The organism is Paenibacillus sp. OT2-17, from assembly GCF_009827695.1.
Taxonomy (GTDB): Bacteria; Bacillota; Bacilli; order Paenibacillales; family Paenibacillaceae; genus Paenibacillus; species Paenibacillus polymyxa_B.
On record NZ_WUDQ01000752.1, the window covers coordinates 1 to 1436 of the forward strand.

Consider the following 1436-nt stretch of genomic DNA (forward strand, 5'->3'; position numbering starts at 1 on the left):
TTGGAACGCAGACGCTATTTGCCGGAGATTAACGCCAGCAATTTCAACCTGCGTTCATTCGCTGAGCGTACAGCGATGAATACGCCGATTCAAGGTACCGCTGCCGATATTATCAAGTTGGCGATGGTACAGATGGATAAGGCGCTACGTGAACGTAATCTTCGCAGCAGAATGCTGCTCCAAGTACATGATGAGCTTGTGTTCGAGGTTCCGCCTGAGGAAATGGAAACGATGAAAGAGCTTGTCCCGGCTACCATGGAAGCTGCATTAAAGCTGGCTGTGCCGCTCAAAGCCGAAGTAAGCTATGGCAGCAATTGGTATGAGGCCAAGTAAGATATTTCAATGAGTAGATAGTCCCAATTTGACGCTGCTTCCGTTATAATATAGGGTGAGGTGAAGACATCATGCCGGAATTACCGGAAGTAGAAACAATTAAACGAACGCTAAACGAGCTTATCGTTGATAAACATATAGATCATGTCACCGTGAATTTACCGCGGATCATTCAACGGCCCGATGATATCCATGCTTTTGCGATGGAATTGGCCGATCACCGGATTACAGGGGTGGAGAGACGCGGAAAGTTTCTGCGGATTTTGCTGGACGGGCTGGTATTGGTCTCCCATCTTCGAATGGAAGGGCGATATGGATTGTATTCGCAACATGATCCTCTGGAAAAGCATACCCATGTCATCTTTCATTTTAAAGATGGTACGGAGCTGCGTTATCAGGATGTGCGCCAGTTTGGCACGATGCACTTATTTCCGGCAGGACAGGATTTGCTGGAAAAGCCGCTGAACAAGCTTGGTTTGGAACCGATGGACGAGGCCTTTACACCCGAAATGCTGCGTGCCGCTGTTGGAACTCGTTCGACTTCGATCAAGGCAGCGCTGTTAAACCAGGCATATGTGGTGGGCATCGGGAATATTTATGTAGATGAATCGTTGTTTAAGGCGGGGATTCATCCAGCACAGCCAGCCAAAAGCCTAACGGATAGCCAATTTCATGTCTTGCATGAAGCTATTGTCTCCACGCTGGGTGCGTCGATTCAGGTTGGAGGCTCGTCCATTAAATCGTTCGTTAATGGACAGGGCAAAACGGGCGACTTCCAGCATCAATTGCAAATCTATGGACGTAACGCGAAGCCTTGCATTAACTGTGGCACATTGATCGAAAAATCTGTCGTAGCCGGACGTGGCACACATCATTGTCCTGTCTGCCAGCCTCTGCGCTAAACAGGCACAGTCACCCCAAGCCCATCCCTCTCATATATTGTTCCAAGTACCAATACTGCGGAGGGTTTCGGTTGTTATAAGGCCCTGCCTTCGCAATGGGAGGGAATTGGAGTGGCTAATCATTGGGGAGCCCTGCTGTTACTGGCATTTGCGCTAAGTTTGGACAGTTTCGGAGTCGGTGTTACATATGGTCTGCGCAAA

2 protein-coding genes and 1 pseudogene are annotated in these 1436 nt (G+C 48.8%); all 3 read left to right on the forward strand.

The genetic code is table 11. The features are described from left to right. A partial coding sequence (locus GRP75_RS26775) for a DNA polymerase (protein WP_237449213.1) occupies positions 1 to 333 on the forward strand: 333 nt, incomplete at its 5' end. A 71-nt stretch (positions 334 to 404) separates the two neighbouring features. Continuing rightward, complete coding sequence (gene mutM / locus GRP75_RS26780; RefSeq protein ID WP_160790871.1) at positions 405 to 1235, forward strand: DNA-formamidopyrimidine glycosylase; 831 nt, start codon at positions 405 to 407, stop codon at positions 1233 to 1235. Positions 1236 to 1346: 111 nt separating this feature from the next. Continuing rightward, a pseudogene (locus tag GRP75_RS30580) lies at positions 1347 to 1436 on the forward strand (sporulation membrane protein YtaF); the annotation flags it as partial.

Excerpts from the sequence above, each read along its gene's own strand:
- mutM (WP_160790871.1), top strand. The coding sequence starts at position 405 with ATGCCGGAATTACCGGAAGTAGAAACAATTAAACGAACGCTAAACGAG.